Annotated in this window: 15 protein-coding genes; 4 read left to right on the plus strand and 11 right to left on the minus strand. The window is 65.4% G+C overall.

The features are described from left to right. The first annotated feature begins 139 nt into the window (after positions 1-139). Entirely contained in the window at positions 140-1,453 is a 1,314-nt protein-coding gene (locus tag A7X65_RS30665; RefSeq protein ID WP_063692314.1) for a GGDEF domain-containing protein, read from the plus strand. A gap of 6 nt (positions 1,454-1,459) precedes the next feature. Here A7X65_RS30665 and A7X65_RS42855 read toward each other — a convergent pair whose 3' ends face one another. Beyond that, positions 1,460-2,080, minus strand: a complete 621-nt coding sequence (locus tag A7X65_RS42855; RefSeq protein WP_082885115.1) for a TetR/AcrR family transcriptional regulator — start codon at positions 2,078-2,080, stop codon at positions 1,460-1,462. A gap of 668 nt (positions 2,081-2,748) precedes the next feature. Between A7X65_RS42855 and A7X65_RS30680 the strand changes: the two genes are divergently transcribed. Beyond that, positions 2,749-6,153, plus strand: a complete 3,405-nt coding sequence (locus A7X65_RS30680) for an acyl-[ACP]--phospholipid O-acyltransferase (protein WP_063692318.1) — start codon at positions 2,749-2,751, stop codon at positions 6,151-6,153. Between the two features lie 5 nt (positions 6,154-6,158). Further along, entirely contained in the window at positions 6,159-6,842 is a 684-nt protein-coding gene (locus A7X65_RS30685; protein WP_063692320.1) for an alpha/beta fold hydrolase, read from the plus strand. Here A7X65_RS30685 and A7X65_RS30690 read toward each other — a convergent pair. The 5 genes from A7X65_RS30690 to tcuA all read right to left on the minus strand — a co-directional run bounded on the left by A7X65_RS30690 (position 6,835) and on the right by tcuA (position 11,203). Further along, complete coding sequence (locus A7X65_RS30690) at positions 6,835-7,401, minus strand: disulfide bond formation protein B (RefSeq protein WP_063692322.1); 567 nt, start codon at positions 7,399-7,401, stop codon at positions 6,835-6,837. The two genes, A7X65_RS30685 and A7X65_RS30690, sit on opposite strands and share 8 nt — an antisense overlap. A 10-nt stretch (positions 7,402-7,411) precedes the next feature. Then, the gene (locus A7X65_RS42865) at positions 7,412-7,570 is read right to left on the minus strand and encodes a DUF5993 family protein (protein WP_167358306.1); all 159 of its coding nucleotides are present in this window, start codon (positions 7,568-7,570) and stop codon (positions 7,412-7,414) included. Positions 7,571-7,641: 71 nt separating this feature from the next. Further along, positions 7,642-8,748, minus strand: coding sequence for a tricarballylate utilization 4Fe-4S protein TcuB (gene tcuB / locus A7X65_RS30700; protein WP_063692326.1), 1,107 nt, complete (start codon positions 8,746-8,748; stop codon positions 7,642-7,644). A gap of 4 nt (positions 8,749-8,752) precedes the next feature. Continuing rightward, positions 8,753-9,781, minus strand: coding sequence for an alpha/beta hydrolase (locus tag A7X65_RS30705; RefSeq protein WP_063692327.1), 1,029 nt, complete (start codon positions 9,779-9,781; stop codon positions 8,753-8,755). Positions 9,782-9,811: 30 nt separating this feature from the next. Further along, a complete protein-coding gene (tcuA, locus tag A7X65_RS30710) occupies positions 9,812-11,203 on the minus strand; it encodes an FAD-dependent tricarballylate dehydrogenase TcuA (RefSeq protein WP_063692329.1) in 1,392 nt (463 codons plus the stop codon). Positions 11,204-11,353: 150 nt separating this feature from the next. Here tcuA and A7X65_RS30715 point away from each other — a divergent pair, with 150 nt between their 5' ends. Continuing rightward, positions 11,354-12,037 (plus strand): GntR family transcriptional regulator, encoded by a 684-nt coding sequence (locus tag A7X65_RS30715; RefSeq protein WP_063692330.1) that lies wholly within the window; start codon positions 11,354-11,356, stop codon positions 12,035-12,037. A 13-nt stretch (positions 12,038-12,050) separates the two neighbouring features. Here the strand turns inward: A7X65_RS30715 and A7X65_RS30720 are convergent, their stop codons facing one another. The 5 genes from A7X65_RS30720 to A7X65_RS30740 form a co-directional block, all read right to left on the minus strand. Next, entirely contained in the window at positions 12,051-13,136 is a 1,086-nt protein-coding gene (locus tag A7X65_RS30720) for a HupE/UreJ family protein (RefSeq protein WP_063692331.1), read from the minus strand. Positions 13,137-13,154: 18 nt separating this feature from the next. Beyond that, positions 13,155-13,628: a Cys-tRNA(Pro) deacylase gene (gene ybaK / locus A7X65_RS30725; RefSeq protein WP_063692332.1), complete on the minus strand. Its 474-nt coding sequence runs from the start codon at positions 13,626-13,628 to the stop codon at positions 13,155-13,157. A 207-nt stretch (positions 13,629-13,835) separates the two neighbouring features. Beyond that, on the minus strand, positions 13,836-16,604 hold the full coding sequence (gene fdhF, locus A7X65_RS30730; RefSeq protein WP_063692333.1) for a formate dehydrogenase subunit alpha: 2,769 nt from the start codon (positions 16,602-16,604) through the stop codon (positions 13,836-13,838). Continuing rightward, positions 16,601-18,304, minus strand: a complete 1,704-nt coding sequence (locus A7X65_RS30735) for an NADH-ubiquinone oxidoreductase-F iron-sulfur binding region domain-containing protein (protein ID WP_063692335.1) — start codon at positions 18,302-18,304, stop codon at positions 16,601-16,603. Before A7X65_RS30735 ends, fdhF begins: the two co-directional genes overlap by 4 nt. A 154-nt stretch (positions 18,305-18,458) precedes the next feature. Then, positions 18,459-18,734 (minus strand): hypothetical protein, encoded by a 276-nt coding sequence (locus A7X65_RS30740; protein ID WP_063692337.1) that lies wholly within the window; start codon positions 18,732-18,734, stop codon positions 18,459-18,461.

The following is an 18,734-nucleotide window of genomic DNA, read 5'->3' on the forward strand; positions in this document are numbered from 1 at the left end:
GACCATCCACTTCACGACGCCTTCACCCTGCGAGGCGGTCCCCCGCATTTTTCAGGTCGAGTTAAGCAACCTTCCGCTCTACTTGGCGTTGCAGGCGCAACGCTCCGCTGGGGTCGTTGATCGATTTGGGGAACGCAGAGTGTTTCGCAAAACACCGTCGTCGATGAAGGGACGCAGCTTCCTTCACGTCATCAAGCTCGTGTCGCCTTTCGTGATGGTCGTGGTGCTCCAGGCGACGATTGCGGGATTCAGCCTCGAGGTGATGTCATCGGTCCGCGCCTATGTCGCGGGCGAAGCGCTGTGGTCGCGCTCGCAGAAGAACGCCGTCTATTTCCTCAATCTCTATCTGCATTCGGGCGAGCCGAGCCAGTTCGCGCACTATCAGACCTCGCTCGCCGTTCCCATCGGGGACGAGTTCGCCCGCTGGGCGCTCGAGCGCGATCCGGTCGACGTCGAGGCAGCCCGCGTCGGCTTCCTGCAAGGCGGCAACCACCCCGATGACGTCCCGGGATTGATCTGGCTGTTTCGCTATTTCAGCGGCGTCAGCTTCCTGCAGGAAGCGATCCGCGAATGGGCCGCCACCGATCCCATGCTGCTGGAGCTGAGCGTGTTCGGCGAGGTCATCCGGTCCGAGCTGGCAAACGGCCCCATTCAGGACATCGGGCGCCTGCAGCATTTGTCGTCGCGGCTCTCGGAGCTCAACGCTCAATTCACGGTGCACGCCAAGCGCTTCTCCACCGTGCTTGGCGAGGGCTCGCGCGCCATCAAGGTGACGCTCACCTGCATCAACATCGCCACGGCCGTGACGTTGATCCTGCTCCTGATCTGGCACACAAGGCGATTGGTTCTGCAGCGGCAGGCGTTCGAAGACGCCCTGCATGCCGAGAAGGAGCGCCTCGCCTGGCAGGCATCGCACGACTGGCTGACGGGGCTTGCCAACCGCCGCGCCTTCGAGGCGCGCCTGCAGGCCGAGCTGGACAATGTCGCGGCGGGTCCGCTGGGACTGATCCTGCTCGACCTCGACCAGTTCAAGAACGTCAACGACAGCTGCGGTCATCTCGCCGGCGACCGCCTGCTCTGCCAGGTCTCGCGCCTGCTGCAGCAGGACCGGCGGCCGCATGATCTGGTGGCCCGGCTCGGCGGCGACGAATTCGGCCTGATCCTGCCGCAGTGCTCGCCGTCGAACGCCGTCGACGTCGCCGAACGGCTGCGGCGGGCGTTCGAGCTGTTCAACTTCGTCTGGGACGATCGCTGCTTCGCGGTGACCGCCAGCATCGGCGTCACCTGCATCGCCGACCGCGGCACCTCGCTCGAGGACGCGATGCGGCGCGCGGACGCCGCCTGCTATCGCGCCAAGGAGAAGGGACGCAACCGCGTTCAGGTCGACAACATGCGGCCCGACGTCATCGTCGTCGCCGCGCGGCCGCGCGAAGCCATCGCGGCGCAAGGCTGATCGCCCTCACCTCGCCGGCTGAATTCCGAGGCCGGCAAGATGCACGTCGATGAATTGCTCGACCTGCTGGCGCAGCATCTGGGGCGGCACGGCCACCATGCGCTCTTCGAGGCCGAGCGAGATGATGCCGTGCACCGCGGAGAACAGGGTGCGCGACAGCAGCGCGACCTTCACGTCGTCCGCAGCCGGTAGCACCCGCTCCAGGGGCGCGTGCATCAGCGCGAAGGCGTCCATCACCATCTGAAGGATGTCATCCGGATAGGGGCGATCGTCCTCCATCCGGTGCTCGAACAGCGAGCGCAGCAGATTGGCGTGCTCCGCAAAGAATTCGAGATAGGTCTCGGCAAGCCCATAGAGCTGACGAATGGGATCCTCCGCCGGCACCCCGCGCAGCCGGACCGTGAGCGCCTGAACGGTCTCCCGGTTAACGGTCAGGATGACCCCGTCGAAGTCGCCGAACTCGTTATAGACGCTGCCGACCGAGCATCCGGCGGCCACGGCAACATCCCGAACCTTGAGCGATCTCAAGCCCTTAGTAGCGATAATGCCGCGCGCGATCTCCAGGATCTGGAACCGGCGCCGATTTTTTTTCTGGTCCCGCGGCGATTCTTCTTGAACATTGTTCATTTTCAGGCTACTCATGTGAACATTGTTCAATTTAACCTGGAGACCTGCAAAATGCAAACCCTCGCTGTTGATATCGCTTCGACCTTCATCGATGACGCCGCGGCTCTCGTGACCGGCCTCGGCCGGGCCCTGCTCAGGTTCGCGATGGCCCCGATCGACCGTATCGCCAATGCCTGCGACATTGCCGGCGTGCTCACCGAACGCCGCGCGACCTTCCGGATGTGGCGGGCAAATCGCGCCCGTGCGCGCCGCGATGGCCGCAGGTTCAGCCTGCTCGGCCGCCTCTCGCCCTTTCGCCACCTCGCCCATCTCACCTGAGATAAGCGAAGCGGCTCGAATGCACGACAAGGGTGCAATGAAGGACTTACCATGTCCCGACATTCGCAGCCGATGCCGCAGGCCTTACCGATGCGGTTCAGTTTTTGCTCACGGCCCGTCGCATATCCGGGTCGGCCCGGCCCTTCCGGCCAAAGCTGACCTGGCCGCAACGGGAAATTTGCGAACCTAACCAGACCGTTCGGAGACCAACAGGATCAGAGGGACCAGGGGGACAGAGCAGACCGACGACCATCGTCACTCTGCAATCGTTCGTCCCATGCCCTTCCGGTCGTGACGCTTTCACCGCCACCGAAACAATCTCAGGCTGCCTTTCCAAGACAGGACTTGTCATGATCAGGGAATTGATGTCGTCACGCCGCTTTGCGCCGCTGTTCTGGGCGCAATTCTTCTCGGCGCTCAATGACAACGTGCTCAAGAACGCACTCGTCATCATCCTGCTTTACAGCGCCGTAACCGGCCACGGCGATGCGCTGGTAACGGTCGCAGGCGCCGTCTTCATCTTCCCCTACTTCATCCTGTCCGGGCTCGGCGGACAGCTCGCCGACAAATATGTCAAATCCGTCGTCGCACGGCGGCTGAAATTCGCCGAGATCTTTGCCGCGGGCTTTGCCGCCGCCGGTTTCTTCCTGCATTCGGTGCCGCTGCTGTTTGCAGCGCTCGCGCTGTTCGGCACCATCGCTGCGCTGTTCGGCCCGGTGAAATACGCCATGCTGCCCGACCAGCTCGAGCTCGGCGAGCTCGCGACCGGCAACGCGCTGGTCGAAGGCGCGACCTTCATGGCGATCCTGCTCGGCACCGTCGCCGGCGGCCAGTTCGTCGCAGGCTCCGCGCATATGGGCTGGGTTGCATCGGCCGTGGTCGTGCTGGCGCTGCTGTCATGGGCCTTCGCCTCCCGCATTCCCGCGACCACACCGTCCGCGCCTGATCTTCCCGTCAACGCCAATCCTTGGACCTCGACGGTCGGCCTGCTGAAGACACTGCATGCCGACCACCGGCTGTGGGACGGCACCGTGATCGTCTCCTGGTTCTGGCTGGTCGGCGCCATCGTGCTGTCGCTGCTGCCGGCGCTGATCAAGGAGGTGGTCGGCGGCACCGAGGGCGTGGTGACGCTGTGTCTTGCGGTGTTCGCGATCGGCATCGCCATTGGCTCGCTGTTCGCCGCCAGCCTGAGCCATGTTCGTCCGAACCTCGCGCTGGTGCCGATCGGCGCCATCATCATGGGGTTCTCCGGCCTCGATCTCGCCTGGGCCATCGGTGTGACCACCAAGGGCCAGGACATCGCCGCGATCGATTTCGCGACCTCGTTCTCCGGGCTGCGCATGCTGGCCGACTTCGTCGCCTTCGCATTCGGCGGCGGCCTGTTCGTCGTCCCGTCCTTTGCTGCCGTCCAGGCCTGGTCGGCTCCGAACGAGCGTGCCCGCATCATCGCCGCCGGCAACGTGCTGCAGGCCGGCTTCATGGTGGCCGGCTCGCTGTTCGTCGCGCTGCTGCAGGCTGGCGGATTGCACGTCGGCTGGATCTTCTTCGGCCTCGGCGTCGCCAGCTTCGGCGCAGTCTGGTTCGTGCTGACCAAATGGGGCAAGGAAGGCGTGCGCGATGCCGGCGGCCTCTTGTTCCGCGCGCTGTTCCGCACCGAGGTTCGTGGCCTCGAGAACCTGCCGCCTCCGGGCACCCGCATGCTGATCGCGCCCAACCATGTCAGCCTGATCGACGGCCCACTGCTGCACGCCGTGCTGCCGATCGATGCGAGCTTCGCGGTCGATACCGGCATCGCCAAGGCCTGGTGGGCCAAGCCGTTCCTGCGCGTGGTGAAGCACTACACCATGGACCCGACCAAGCCGCTGGCCGCGCGCGACCTGATCAAGCTCGTTGCCGCGGGCGAGCCCGTCGTCATCTTCCCGGAAGGCCGTATCACCGTGTCCGGCTCGCTGATGAAGGTCTATGACGGCACCGCGATGATCGCGGACAAGGCGGACGCCGTGGTCGTGCCGGTGCGCATCGAAGGCGCGCAGCGCTCGCATCTCAGCTATCTCAACTCTAGCCAGATCAAGCGCTCGTGGTTCCCGCGCGTGACGGTGACGATCCTGCCGCCGGTCAAGCTGCCGGTCGATGCCGCGCTGAAGGGCAAGGCTCGCCGCAATGCGGCCGGCGCCGCGCTCCAGGACGTGATGATCGATGCGATGGTCAAGAACGCCATGCTCGACCACACCCTGTTCGAGGCGCTCGGGCACGCCTATCGCGACCGCGACACCGGCAAGGTGATCATCGAGGACGCACTCGGTACCAAGCTGACCTATCGCAAGCTGATCCTCGGCGCTCAGGTGTTGAGCCGCAAGTTGGAGGCCGGCACCGCCGTCGGCGAGAATGTCGGCGTACTGCTGCCGAACTCCGCAGGCGTTGCCGTGGTCTTCATGGCGCTGCAAAGCATCGGCCGCGTTCCGGCGATGCTCAACTTCTCCGCGGGTCCGGTCAACGTCCTCGCCGCCATGAAGGCCGCGCAGGTCAAGACCGTACTGACCTCGAAAGCCTTCATCGAGAAGGGCAAGCTCGACAAGCTGATGGCCGCGATCTCCGCCGAGGCGCGCGTCGTTTACCTCGAGGATGTCCGCGCCTCGATCGGCACCGGCGACAAGATCAAGGGCCTGCTCGCCGGCACCGCGCCGCGCGTCGCCCGCCAGGCCAACGATCCCGCCGTCGTGCTGTTCACGTCGGGCTCGGAAGGCACGCCGAAGGGCGTGGTGCTGTCCCATCGCAACATCCTCGCCAACGCCGCGCAGGCGCTGGCGCGGGTCGATGCCAACGCCAACGACAAGGTGTTCAACGTGCTGCCGGTGTTCCACTCGTTCGGCCTGACGGGCGGAATGATGATGCCGATGCTCGCGGGCATTCCGATCTACATGTATCCGTCGCCGCTGCACTACCGGATCGTGCCGGAGCTGATCTACCAGACCGGCGCAACCATCCTGTTCGGCACCGACACGTTCCTCACCGGCTACGCCCGCTCGGCGCACGCCTACGACTTCCGCACCCTGCGCCTCGTGATCGCAGGCGCCGAGGCGGTCAAGGATCGCACGCGCCAGGTCTTCATGGAGCGTTATGGCATCCGTATCCTCGAAGGCTATGGCGTTACCGAGACGGCGCCGGTGCTGGCGATGAACACGCCGATGGCCAACCGCCCCGGCACCGTCGGCCGCCTGTCGCCGCTGATGGAAAGCCGCCTCGACCCGGTCCCCGGCATCGAGGAAGGCGGACGCCTCTCCGTGCGCGGGCCGAACGTGATGCTCGGATACTTGCGGGCCGAAAATCCCGGCGTGCTCGAAAAGCTTCCCGAAGGCTGGCATGACACCGGCGACATCGTGGCGATCGACGCCGCCGGCTTCATCACGATCAAGGGCCGCGCCAAGCGCTTTGCGAAGATCGCGGGCGAAATGGTCTCGCTGTCGGCGGTCGAAGCCATCGCGACGGCGCTGTGGCCGCAGGCCGGCTCGGTCGCCGTGTCGATCCCCGACCAGCGCAAGGGCGAGCGCATCGTGCTGCTGACGACGGAAAAGGCCGCCGAACGCAGCGCGATGCAGGCCCAGGCCAAGACGATCGGCGCCTCCGAGCTGACCGTCCCCGCGACGATCCTCGTGGTCGACAAGGTGCCGCTGCTCGGCACCGGCAAGACCGACTACGTCACGGCAACGACGATGGCCCGCGAGCAGGCGTCCTCGCCGGAGCGCGAGGTCGCGTAAGGGAGATGAACGAGGCGCCTCAATCAGGCGACGCGCGATGCCCCGGAGTTGTTCTGCTTCACGGCATCGCGCGCACCTCGGCATCCCTGGCCAAGCTGGAACGGGCGCTTCAGGGAAGCGGCTTCACGACGCTCAACATCGACTATCCCAGCCGGCGCGAACCGATCGCGGACATCGCGGACGACATCCATCCGGCGATCGCCCGTCTCGCCGAGCGGGACGCGCCGCTGCATTTCGTCGCGCATTCGATGGGCGGCCTCGTCGCGCGCGCCTATATCGCAAGACACCGGCCGGCGCGGCTCGGCCGTGTCGTGATGCTGGGCACGCCGAACAGCGGCAGCGAGGTCGCCGACCTGCTGCAGGGATTTTCACCCTACCGCGCATTCTACGGGCCGGCCGGCCTCGAGCTCACCACCACACCCGCGGCCGCGCCGAATGTCCTTCCCGCGATCGACTATCCGGTCGGCGTGATCGCAGGAAACCGCTTCATCGATCCCGTTGCCGGCCTCCTGGTTCTGCCGAAACCGAATGACGGGCGGGTCTCGGTGCGAAGCGCGATGCTGCCCGGCATGACCGACCATGTCATCGTGAAGGCGTCACACACCGGGCTTCCACGTCACCCCGCCGCGATCGAACAGACCATCGCCTTCCTGCGCGACGGCCGCTTCCGCGCCGCCTCCGTCACCTGAGCAGGAGATAGCGGACCGGATTGTCATCGCACTGCCCTGCGCCGCATTCCAGCACGGTCGACAGGAAATTTGCGGCGACCAGCAGCGCGAAAATCGCAAAGACCGCGTTGGAAGCGAGCCCGGTCAAAGGCGCATCCCCCTCTCGCTTGCCGATCGCATCCTTCAGGACAAAGGCCAGCGCGACATAGCAGATGATTGCGACCGCCGCGATCAGCGCCCAGGTGTAGAAATGCAGCCCGAAGAGTGCCGAGCCGTATCCGGGATCGCCGGGCGCAAGGTGCAGCGACACCTGCCGCATCGCGATGAAGCCGGTGACGAGGCTGGCAATGAGGATCATCGCATAGTGCGAGGGACGCTCGCCGAGGCGCATGTTGAACAGGAAACCCATGCCTATTGCGATGAACCCGGCCCGCTGCAACAGGCAAAGCGGACAGGGCAGCTCGCCAAGCGCAAGCTGGTAGGTGAATGCGACCGTCAGGATCAAGGAGATCCCGAGCAACCCAAGCATGTTCAGGATCGCGCCGGCGGATCGTTCCTCGCCCATCTGTGCAGAGTTCATCTCGACACCGTCAGAACGAGAACTTCAGGGGATCGGTCGCGTGGTGGAAGAACCATGCGACTGTCACAACGACCGTTGCGCCCCACATCACATAGCTCAGTCCCGGGCGCGCATGCCAGACGGACGCACAGCCCGCGAGCGCCAGCAGGAACGGCAGAAACATGTACATGAGGCACGGCTCCTCGACCGATTCGCGCATCGCGCGAACGGCCCAAGAGATACGTCAGCCCGGCATACCCCTCAAGAGCCGGCTTCGCTGCGCCGCTCCTGCGCGTAGCGAACCAGGGCCACGAAGCGATAGATGCCGTGGACGAACTTGCCATAGGGCATGGTGATGAACAGCGCGAACACCGCGCCGAGATGAAGCGCCAGCAGCGGTCCCATCGCGGCAGTCTCACGCAGGATCAGAAGCAGCATGCCGGTGAGGCCGGTCAGGAACAGCATGGCGATGAAGCCGACGTCCATGCCGTAGCGGTTCTCGTCGAGCAGCGCCGGATCGCGCCGCATCTTGGCCATGAACAGGCCGACCGGTCCGACGATCAGGCCGACACCGCCGAGCGTGCCCAGCACGACGGGCAGGTCCCACCACGGATAGGGCGCCTCGCGGCCAAGGAGATAATGATACAGCGTGCCCACGGACGTCGCGGCGAAGCAGAGCAGGAAGCCGTAGAACGTCAGATGGTGATACTGCTTGCGCCGGCCGGTCGGCTTGTCGTCCTCGTTGTAGCAGCCGACGCCGCCGCCATGGAGATAGCGCAACTCGCCGGCGTCGCGGATCGCCTGGAAGATCGAGCCGCCCTCGGCGCGGCCACCGATCGGCGGGCTGATGTCGCGCCAGAACGCGCGCACGCTCATGACCAGCGCGAGAATAGCGTAGAGGAAGGCAACGCTGAACAACGCGGCCATCGCCTTATGCGGCATCAGCTTGTAGAAGGCGCCGGGCCCGGTGTGGACGCCGAACAGCACGCTGCGGTCGTTCAGCGCGGCGAAGCCGAAGATGAAAGCCGCCATGCTCAGCGCGGCAACGACACTGATAACGAGCCCGTTGCGCGCGAAGGCGCCGGAGAGCGCCTGCGGCCAGGCATAGGCCGCATAGGACTCGGCGCGCGCGACAGCGAGCGTCTGGGGAACGTTGACGTTGAACTCGTGCGGCGGCGAGAACTGGCAGTCGACATAGCAGGCGCCGCAGGAATGGCAGAGATTGGCGAGGTAGTTGAGATCGCCATCGGAGAAGGCGCGGCGCATCTCCATGGCGGGAAATACCGCGCAAAGACCCTCGCAGTAGCGGCAGGAATTGCAGACCGTCATCAGACGGTCGGCTTCGTCCAAAATTCTGGTTCCGTGCATGGCTCTACTTCGTCAGGCCCTTGGCCTCGAGCCATTTCTGGATCAGGCCCGCGACCTCGATGTTGTTCTTGTCCATCATCACCATGTGCGAATTGCCCTTGATGCCGGCCTGCGGGAGGTCGACGACGTCGACGCTGCCCCCGGCCGCCTTGATGGCGTCCGCAAAGGCGATGCCGTTGGCGCGGATCTTGGGCCAGCGCGAGTCCTTCTCGATATAGTCGCCATAGATGATGAGGGTCGGGATGTTCTTCAGCACATCCGCCTTGGCGGGGTCGCCGAGGCCGGCCGGCTCGATCGCGATCAGCGCCTTGACCTTGTCGGGCCGGGCTTGCGCCACCTTGAAGCCGAAGCTGCCGGCCTGGCTGTGGAACAGCAGCACCGAGGGGCCGACGCGATCGATCTCGGCGATATAGGCGGCGATGGTCGCATCATCCGTCGTGGTCCAGCGCGGGACGTTCTGCTTGACGAAGTTCTCGTAGCCCTCGACCGGAAACTGGTTGCCCGGCAGCAGCTTTCGCTTGGCGGGATCCGGATCGTAGGAGTTTGGTCCGTCGCCGATGCGGAAGCGCTCGAACGGATTGGACGTGGTCAGGAAAACCGGCTCGCTCTTGAAGATATCAGGGTATTGCGCCCAGCCTGCGCGCCCGCGCTCCACCGCGTCGGAATTGTAGACCGCCCATCCCTTGCGCAGAAAATAGTTCAGCCAGCCTTCGCGCCCGTCGGGCGTGGTCTCGTAGGTGACGCCGGTCAGCCCGCCGCCGTGCCACATCAGCAGCGGATAGGCCCCCTTCTCGTTCGCCGGCAGGAAATATTGCACATACATCTGCTCGACCTGATAGGTGCCGTTGGGATCGACCTTGGCCGGCACGCCGCCGGGCGTGAACACGACTTCCTTCACCGGCTTTCCGGAGATCTCGACGAGGCGCCCGCCGACGTGGAACGACCCCATGTCGCGCAGGGTGATCGGCTCGCCGGCGCGGGCTTGGCCGACCATCAGCAGCGCCGCGATCGAAACTATGGCAATGCGTGACATGGTTTCTCCCATTGTCTTTCTTCTTGATCCCTAGTTCTTCGCGTGCCGCGCCGCTTCACGCCCCGCGATGCGCCCGAACACGCTGCCGATGGTCATGCCCATGCCGGCCGCATAGCCCTTGCCCAGCACGTTACCGGCCATGATCTCGCCGGCCGCGAACATGTTGGCGGCCGGCTTGCCGTCGGCCATCAGCATGCGCGCGTCCTTGTTCACGCGCGTGCCGAGATAGGTGAAGGTGATGCCGGGCCGGACGGGATAGGCAAGATAGGGCGGCGTCTCGATCTTGCGCGCCCAGTGCGTCTTTTGCGGCGTGATACCTTCGGTGCGGCAGTCGTCCAGAATGGTGTGGTCGAACGTGCCGGGCTGCACCGCCGCGTTGAATTCGGTGATGGTCTTCTCCAGCGCAACCGGATCGAGCTCGAGCTTGCCAGCGAGCTCGGCAATGGTCTGCCCGGCAATCGGCGGGAACAGCGTCGGCATGAAGCTCGTCACGACGGTGGAATCGAAGATGATGTAGGCGATCTGATCGGGCTGCCCCGCGACGAGGCGGCCCCAGATCGCGTAACGCTTCGGCCAGATATCCTCGCCCTCGTCATAGAAGCGCTGCGCGTGCTTGTTGACGACGATGCCGAACACGACGGAGTCGTGGCGCGTGATGATGCCGCCGTCGAATTTCGGCGCGCGCGCGTCGATGGCGACCGCATGGCACTGGGTGGGATCGCCGACTTCCTGCACGCCCTTGTCGAGCAGCATCTTCAGGATGGAGCCGCGATTATAGGGCGTGCCGCGGATCAGGAAATTGTCGGCGGCCTCGCCCCAATATTGCTTCAGCCATTCGATGTTGGCCTCGAACCCGCCGGCCGCGGCGACCAGCGACGTCGCGCGGATCTCGGTCTCGCCCCTGATCGGCCGCTTGAGGCGCGCGGCCAGGAACATGCCGTCCTCGATCACGAGGTCGGTCACTTCAGCATCGTATTCGACGTCGACACCGAGCCGTTCGGCGGTGAGGTAGAGCGCGTTCAACATCGCCCGACCGCCGCCGAGGAAGAAAGAGTTGGTGCGACCAAGGCTCAAGGTGCCGCCGAGCGACGGCTGCCAGCGCACCCCCTGCTCCACGATCCAGTTCAGGATATCCTTGGACTCCCGGATCATGTGACGGGCGAGCACCTCGTCGGTCTGCCCGCCGGTCACGCGCAGCAGATCCTCCCAAAATTCCTCCTCGGTGTAGGGACCGGTGAGTATCTCGGTGGCGGCGTCATGGGCGCAGCGCATGTTGCGGGTATGGCGGGTGTTGCCGCCGCGGTAGAATTTCGGCGCGCCTTCGAGCACGAGGACGGACGCGCCGGCACGTCGGGCGCTGATCGCCGCGCACAGCGCCGCGTTGCCGCCGCCGATCACCAGCACGTCGTATTTGCTGCTCATGCCCTCTGTCCGATGCGGCGAAGTTAGAGACATTCTGCCCGCCGGCGGCCCCGGTCAATGCGGTCCGCCATTGCGCACCTTTGTATACAAAGATATACAAATACGGCGCAAGCGGCATCTCTGCATGGGCAGGATGCACGTCGAGGGAACATGGCCAGACGTCCGGCAAAGACAGGCGGATCGATCGCACGCGGCGCCGGCGTGGCGCTCGGCGAAGCCGTGTTCCGCTCGCTGTGCGAGGCGCTGCAGGCCGGCAGCTACCGCGCCGGCGACCGCCTGCGCGAGGAGGAGGTCGCGCAGCGGCTGAAGGTCAGCCGCACACCGGTTCGCGAGGCGCTGGGGCGCCTGGCGGCGCGCGGCTTCGTCGAGCCCGCCGGCGGCCGCGGCCTGATCGTGCGCAATCTCGACATATCCGAGGTGCTGGAGCTCTACGCCATGCGCGAGATCATGGAGGGCGCCGCCGCGCGCCTTGCCGCCGAACACGCTTCAGTCACGGAGATCGACGCACTCAGGGACATCGAGCACGCCTTTGTCGAGGCGTCCGCGACCGACGCCGCCGAGATGGCGAAGCTCAACCGCAGCTTTCACGAGGCGATCTGCCGCGCGGCACGCAACCGCTATCTCGACAACGCTTCACGGGAGTTGCAGGACTGGATCGCCCTCCTCGGCCCGACCACCTTCAGCGTGACAGGGCGGCCCGCGACCAGCCACGGCGAGCACCAGGCGATCATCGAGGCCATCGCCGCGCGCGACGGCGACAAGGCCGAGCAGCTCGCGCGCGCGCATATCCGCGAGGCGCTGCGCTGCCGGCTGAAATTGCTGCAGAAGCAATAGGCGACCTGTCCGATCACACCTCGAACATGCGCGTCAGCAGCCAGTAGCTGCCGAGCAGCCCGATGGCCGCGGACATCGTGTAGACGATCCCTGCCGCTCTCGCCGGCTCGTTGCGGCCGCGCGCAATCAATCGGTCCAGCAGGCCGAGCACAGGCATCGCAATCGCGACGATCGCGATCTGCCCGATCTCGACGCCGACGTTGAAGGCCGCCAGCGCCGGGACGATCGCGTCCGGCGGCAGGCCGATCTCGCGCAGCGCGCCGGCGAAGCCGAAGCCGTGGATCAAGCCAAACAGAAACGCCACGCGCCAGCGCCTGTCGACGTCGCGCGAAAAGAAGTTCTCGGCCGCCACGAACACGATCGAGGCCGCGATCGCGGGCTCCACGATGCGGCTCGGGACGGCCAGGACATTCAGCGCCGCCAGCGACAATGTCAGCGAGTGAGCGACGGTGAAGGCAGTCACGATCTTGATGACGGGAACGAGCCGGCGCGCCCACAAGACGACCGCGATCAGAAAGGCGATGTGATCGTAGCCAAGAAAGATGTGCTCGATGCCGGTGAGGAGATAGCGCTGCATGGTCGAGAGCAGCGGCGGCGGTGCCGTTGAGAGCGTGACTGCCGTCGTGCCGGCATCGAGCAAGGCCTGCGTCTCGGACTGACCTTGCGCAATCAGCACCACCTGGCGCGCGGTCTTGTCCCGTTCGGTCAGCACGGTGGAATGATAGACGATGTCGCCGGCAAGGTTCGCGCAGGCGAAGCTGTTTCGATAGATGATGCCGTCACCGTCGGGCAGGATGGCGGCATCACCCGGCGCGCATGCCGTGCCGCCGGCTGTCACGGCGAGGTGCGTGGCAAGATAGGCAAGGATGGCCACCCGCGCCGCGTCCACCGCGGCCGGATCGACCGCATCCTGCCTCACATCATAGGTCTTCGTGCCGACCAGACGATCGACATCGCTGCCCTTCAAGCCGAGCTCGACGCTCACCATGCGGTCGCCGGTCAGCGCGAGCCGCGCCGTCACGAGGTTGATCTGATGCGCCTCGGCCGGAAGGCAGATCCAGAGCAGGGCCTGCAGCCACAGGAGCTGCGACCACCTCACGATCCCGCTCCATCGGCTTCACGCCAGCACATCCGCAACGACCGCCTTCAGGACATCCCGCACGTCGGTGGGCTTGAGCCGCACCTGCAAACCGCGCTGGCCGCCGTTGAGATAGACCAGGTCATGCGCAAGCGCGCTCTGTTCGATCACGGTGCGGACAGGCTTGCGCTGCCCGAACGGGCTGATGCCGCCGACCTTGAAGCCGGTGACCCGCTCGGCCTCGGGCGGCTTCATCATCTGCGCCGACTTGCCGCCCGCGGCGGCGGCGAGCTTCTTCATGGAGACTTCCTGGTCGGACGGCACGATCACACAGACCGGTTTGCCGTCCACCAGCGCCATCAGCGTCTTCAACACGCGCGCCGGGTCTTCGCCGAGCGCAGCCGCCGCCTGCAGCCCGATGCTCTCGGCGTCGGGATCGTAATCGTAGGTGTGAACGGTGAAGGCAACGTGAGCGGCGTCAAGCGCGCGTGTGGCTGGGGTGGCTTTGGACATGGGCCACGTTTACCACCGCGGGGCACGCTGACACCACACAATCAGTGTCATCGCCCGGCTAGACCGGACGATCCAGTATTCCAGAGGGCCTCGTTGGCGAACTCGCTCTTGCAGATTCCGCCGCGGCGTACTGGATGCCCCGGTCAAGCCGGGGCATGACAGTGGTTGCTTTGACGAGCCCCGTGCGCGGTGACGACGCGGCCTTGCCTACTCCGCCGCGTCCCGCATTTCCGCCCGCTCGGCCCTGGCCGCGCAGAACTTGAACTCCGGGATCTTGCCGAACGGATCGAGCGCGGGATTGGTGAGCAGATTAGCCGCCGCCTCCGCGTAGCAGAACGGCATGAACACCATGTTCTCGGGTACGTCGCGGTCGGAACGGACCTTGACCTCGACGGCACCGCGGCGGGTCTCGAGGCGAATGAAGTCGCCCGGCGCGAGCTTCTTCTTGCGCATGTCCTTCGGCGACATGAAGGCGACCGCCTCCGGCTCGATCTGGTCGAGCACCTGTGCGCGGCGGGTCATCGACCCCGTGTGCCAGTGCTCCAGCACGCGGCCGGTCGACAGCACCATCGGGTATTCGGCGTCCGGCAGCTCGTCCGGCGGGATGACCTTGGCCGGCACGATCTTGCCGCGGCCGCTCGCGGTCGGGAAGCCCGTGGTGAAGATGATCTCGTTGCCGGGCTTGTTCGGATCGTCGACCGGATAGGTCACCGCGCCTTCGCGCACCAACCGTTCCCAGGTGATGTTCTTCAGCGACGGCATCAGCTCCGCCATCTCGGTGAAGACCTCGCCGGGGCCGGCATAATTCCACGGCAGGCCCATGCGCTTGCCGATCTCCTGGATGATCCAGAGATCCTGCCGCGCATCGCCCGGCGGCTTGATCACCTGGCGCGCGAGCTGCACGCGGCGATCGGTATTGGTGAAGGAGCCGTCCTTCTCGGCGAAGGCCGAGGCCGGCAGGATGACGTCGGCGTGGAACGCGGTCTCGGTGACGAAGAGATCCTGCACCACGAGATGATCGAGCATGGCCAGCGCCTGGCGCGCGTGCTGCAGGTCCGGGTCGGACATCGCAGGGTTTTCGCCCTCGATATACATGCCCGTGATCTCGCCGGCATGGATCGCGTTCATGATCTCGACCACGGTCAGGCCGCGGACGGGATCGAGCTCCTGCTGCCACAGCTTCTCGAAGGCGCCGCGCATGTCGTCGCGGCCGACCGGCTGGTAGTCCGGCAGGAACATCGGGATCAGGCCGGCGTCGGAGGCACCCTGCACGTTGTTCTGGCCGCGCAGCGGATGCAGGCCGGTACCGGGACGGCCGACCTGGCCGGTGATGAGCGCCAGCGCGATCAGGCAGCGCGCATTGTCGGTGCCGTGGACGTGCTGGCTGATGCCCATGCCCCAGAAGATGATCGACGATTTTGCGCGCGCATAGGTGCGAGCAACCTCGCGCAGCGTCTGCGCCGGGATGCCGCAGATCGCTTCCATCTTCTCCGGCGTGAACTCCTTGATCTTCTCCTTGAGGTCCTCGAACCCCTCGGTGTAGCCGGCGATGTACTGATCGTCGGTCAGGCCTTCGGTGATGATCGTGTTGATCATCGCATTCAGCATCGCGACGTCGGAGCCGGGCTTGAACTGCAGATGCTTGGTCGCATGGCGCGACAGCGACTGCCGGCGCGGATCCATGACGAACAGCTTGGCGCCGTTCTGCTTGACCGCGTTCTTGATGAAGGTCGCGGCGACCGGATGGTTCACGGTCGGGTTGGCGCCGATCACGATGATGACCTCGGCGTCCATCGCCGCCGAGAACGGTGCCGACACCGCGCCCGAGCTCAGGCCCTCGAACAGCGCCGCCACCGACGAGGCGTGGCACAGGCGGGTGCAATGGTCGACGTTGTTCGAACCGAAGCCGGTACGCACCAGCTTCTGGAACAGATAAGCCTCTTCGTTCGAGCCCTTGGCCGAACCGAAGCCCGCGAGCGCCTTCACGCCCTTCTCGTCGCGGATCTTGACGAGGCCCTTGGCGGCGATGTCGAGCGCCTCTTCCCAGCTCGCTTCACGGAAATGGGTGAAGGGATTGGCGGGATCGACCTGGTCGTTGGAATCCTTCTTCGCATTCGGCAGCCGCACCAGCGGTTTTGTCAGGCGGTGCGGATGGTGGATGTAGTCGAAGCCGAAGCGGCCCTTGACGCAGAGGCGATTGTGGTTGGCGGGGCCGTCGCGGCCTTCCGCATAGATCACCTTCTCGTCCTTGACCTCGTAGGTCACCTGGCAGCCGACGCCGCAGAACGGGCAGAGCGAATCCACCTTCTTGTCGGCATAGGTGACGCGGGTCTGGTTCTCGTCCAGCATCACGGCCGGCATCAGTGCGCCGGTCGGACAGGCCTGCACGCATTCGCCGCAGGCGACGCAAGTGGACTCGCCCATGGGATCGTCGAAGTCGAACACGATCTTCGAGCCATGGCTGCGATAGGCCATGCCGATGACGTCGTTGACCTGCACTTCGCGGCAGGCGCGCACGCACAGGCCGCACTGGATGCAGGCATCGAGATTGACGCGCATCGCCGGATGGCTGGCGTCGGTCTCCCAGCGCTCGGCGGCGGGGAAGCGGCTTTCGGTGACGCCCGTCGTCTCGGCCCAGTGCCAGAATTTCGAATCCGGATCGTGGCTCGTCTCGCGCGCAGGCTGGTCGGCGACGAGCAGCTCCATCACCATCTTCTGCGCCGCCGTCGCGCGCGCGGATTCGCTCTTCACCTTCATGCCGACCGACGGCGTACGCTTGCAGGACGCCGCCAGCACGCGCTCGCCCTCGATCTCGACCATGCAGGCGCGGCAATTGCCGTCGGGCCGATAGTCGGGCGCCGGCGAATAGCACAGATGCGGAATCTCGCGGCCCTGGCGCTTCGCGACCTGCCAGATCGTCTCGCCGGGATTGGCCTCGACCTGCTTGCCGTCGAGCTCGAACGTAATCTTCGTCATTCGGCCGCTTCCTTGAACTCGTCAGGGAAATATTTGATCACGGAGGACAGCGGATTCGATGCCGCCTGTCCGAGACCGCAGATCGAGGCATCGCGCATCGCCTGGCTCAATTCTTCCAGCAATGCCCGGTTCCAGACCGGCTTCTGCATCAGCTGCGCCGCCTTCTGGGTTCCGACGCGGCACGGCGTGCACTGGCCGCAGCTTTCGTCCTCGAAGAACTTCATCAGGTTCAGTGCCGCCGCGCGCACGCTGTCCTTCTGCGACAGGATCACGATCGCCGCCGAGCCGATGAAGCAGCCGTATTTCTCCAGCGTGCCGAAATCGAGCGGGATGTCATCCATCGATGCCGGCAGGATGCCGCCGGAGGCGCCACCCGGAAGATACGCGTAGAACTGGTGGCCATCGGCCATGCCGCCACAATATTCGTCGATCAGCTCGCGCACGGTGATGCCGGCGGGAGCCAGCTTCATGCCGGGATTCTTCACGCGGCCGGAGACCGAGAAGCTGCGCAGGCCGTGACGCTCATGGCGGCCATGGCCCTTCCACCAGTCGGCGCCCTTCTCGACGATGTCGCGCACCCACCACAGCGTCTCGATGTTGTTGATCAGCGTCGGCAGTCCGAACAGGCCGACCTGGAACGGATAAGGCGGCTTGTGCCGGGGCAGGCCGCGCTTGCCCTCGATGCTTTCCAGCAACGAGGATTCCTCGCCGCAGATGTAGGCGCCGGCGCCGCGGCGCATGTGCAGCGTCGGGCCGCCCGCGGGAAGCTTCGCGATCTCGCGCTCCAAAATCTCGCGCGAGGCCGGATATTCGTCGCGCAGGTAGATGTAGACGTCGGAGGCCTGCACCACATGCGCGCCGATCAGCATGCCCTCGATGAAGCGGTGCGGATCGCTTTCGAGATAGACGCGGTCCTTGAACGTGCCGGGCTCGCCTTCGTCGCCGTTGATCGCCATCAGGCGCGGACCGGGTTCGCCCAGCACCGCGCGCCATTTGCGCCCGGTCGGGAACCCGGCGCCGCCGAGACCGCGCAGCGAGGCATCGTCGAGCGACTTAAGGAGATCGTCCTTCGACAACTCCCCGGAGCGCAGCCGATTGAGCAGCTTGTAGCCGCCGCCCGCGACATAGGCGTCGTAGTCGACGTATTTAGGCAGATGCGCGTGGGTGTCGCCTGCCTTCGCCGCCGCCATGACATTGGCGACCGTGGCATGGTCCACGAAGTTGTGGCCGACCTCTGCGGCGGGCGCAGTATCGCAGCGGCCGACGCAGGGCGCACGCACGACGCGGATGCCGGGACCGGACGCGCTCTGCAGATCCTCGAGCAGCTTTTCGCCGCCGAGCATCGCGCAGGTCAGCGAATCGCAGACGCGGATCGTCAGCGGCGGGATGTTCGCCTCGCCTTCCTTCACCACGTCGAAATGCGCGTAGAAGGTCGCGGTCTCGAACACTTCGGCGAAGGCGAGCTTCATCTCGTCGGCGAGCGCGGCAAGGTGCGCGGCCGAGATCTGGTGATATTTGTCCTGGATCAGGTGCAGATATTCGATCAGGAGATCGCGCCGCCGCGGCCGGTCGCCGAGCAACTGCTCGATCTCATGCGCGGCAGTCGGATCGACCTGCCGCCCCTTGGGGGTGGACTTGGCTCGCTTCCGTCCCTCGCCCGGATGTTCGAACGAGCGGACCTGGTGCACGTCGTGGCTCATCGATGGGTCTCGTAAACCTTCTTTAGAACAAGTCCAACTCTAGCTCTTGGCATACCAGATGCCAAGAGAATTCATCCGTCCGGATAAGGATTTAAGGGGCATGCGGCCAACGAGCCCCATGCCCCTTACCTCAAACTGCCCGCGGAACCCGACCTCAGCTCTTGTTCATGCACTCTTCGATGAAGAACCAGCGGTCGTCGCCGGCCAGACCCTTGGTCTTCACCTCGCCGCGGCAGGCCTTGAGCTTGGGCTTGTTGGCCGCCCACTTGGCCTTCATGTCCTTCAGCTTCTGCATCGTGAGCTTGATCTTGCCCGGCTTGGCTTCGGACGTGGCAGCCGGTGCGGCGGGCGCGGTTGCGGTTTGTGCGGACGCGGTGTGAACGCTTGCTGCCAGCAGCATGGCTGCGAGGCAGATACGGGTGCGAAGCAT

The sequence above is a fragment of the Bradyrhizobium stylosanthis genome (assembly GCF_001641335.1).
Classification (GTDB): domain Bacteria; phylum Pseudomonadota; class Alphaproteobacteria; order Rhizobiales; family Xanthobacteraceae; genus Bradyrhizobium; species Bradyrhizobium stylosanthis.

Coding starts and splice junctions, on each gene's coding strand:
- tcuA (WP_063692329.1), bottom strand. CDS start 11,203: ATGAGCAGCAAATACGACGTGCTGGTGATCGGCGGCGGCAACGCGGCG.
- A7X65_RS42865 (WP_167358306.1), bottom strand. CDS start 7,570: ATGTACATGTTTCTGCCGTTCCTGCTGGCGCTCGCGGGCTGTGCGTCC.
- A7X65_RS30685 (WP_063692320.1), top strand. CDS start 6,159: ATGAACGAGGCGCCTCAATCAGGCGACGCGCGATGCCCCGGAGTTGTT.
- A7X65_RS30690 (WP_063692322.1), bottom strand. CDS start 7,401: ATGAACTCTGCACAGATGGGCGAGGAACGATCCGCCGGCGCGATCCTG.
- fdhF (WP_063692333.1), bottom strand. CDS start 16,604: ATGACGAAGATTACGTTCGAGCTCGACGGCAAGCAGGTCGAGGCCAAT.
- tcuB (WP_063692326.1), bottom strand. CDS start 8,748: ATGCACGGAACCAGAATTTTGGACGAAGCCGACCGTCTGATGACGGTC.
- A7X65_RS30740 (WP_063692337.1), bottom strand. CDS start 18,734: ATGCTTCGCACCCGTATCTGCCTCGCAGCCATGCTGCTGGCAGCAAGC.
- A7X65_RS30735 (WP_063692335.1), bottom strand. CDS start 18,304: ATGAGCCACGACGTGCACCAGGTCCGCTCGTTCGAACATCCGGGCGAG.
- A7X65_RS30715 (WP_063692330.1), top strand. CDS start 11,354: ATGGCCAGACGTCCGGCAAAGACAGGCGGATCGATCGCACGCGGCGCC.
- A7X65_RS30705 (WP_063692327.1), bottom strand. CDS start 9,781: ATGTCACGCATTGCCATAGTTTCGATCGCGGCGCTGCTGATGGTCGGC.
- A7X65_RS42855 (WP_082885115.1), bottom strand. CDS start 2,080: ATGAACAATGTTCAAGAAGAATCGCCGCGGGACCAGAAAAAAAATCGG.
- ybaK (WP_063692332.1), bottom strand. CDS start 13,628: ATGTCCAAAGCCACCCCAGCCACACGCGCGCTTGACGCCGCTCACGTT.
- A7X65_RS30680 (WP_063692318.1), top strand. CDS start 2,749: ATGATCAGGGAATTGATGTCGTCACGCCGCTTTGCGCCGCTGTTCTGG.